Below are 248 nucleotides of genomic sequence, written 5' to 3' on the forward strand. Positions count from 1 at the left end.
TTCAGCAAAGGCGAATGAACAGGCAAAACTGACATAAAAACGAATAGCTTCTAAAGCATTAACTGAGCATATTGCTAAGAAAAGACGCTCTTTCAATTTACGTTCACTGACTTCTATAGTGTTACCGGTGAACCACTTCATTTAGATTGGGAGTCACTTCGTGCCAGTATTAAAAAGCACGGCGTAAGAAACTCAACCGTATCAGCATTAATGCCGTCAGAAACTTCGTCTCAAATATCTAATGCGAC

Annotated in this window: 2 pseudogenes; one reads left to right on the plus strand and one right to left on the minus strand. The window is 39.5% G+C overall.

Features of this window, described 5'->3' with window-relative positions:
- Positions 1 to 126 (minus strand): annotated as a pseudogene (locus tag H4J50_RS19760) (ribonucleotide-diphosphate reductase subunit beta); the annotation flags it as partial.
- On the opposite strand from H4J50_RS19760, the pseudogene H4J50_RS19370 reads away from it, so the two are divergent.
- Positions 127 to 248, plus strand: a pseudogene (locus H4J50_RS19370) (hypothetical protein); the annotation flags it as partial.

It is taken from the genome of Colwellia sp. 6M3, assembly GCF_014077595.1.
Lineage (GTDB): Bacteria > Pseudomonadota > Gammaproteobacteria > Enterobacterales > Alteromonadaceae > Cognaticolwellia.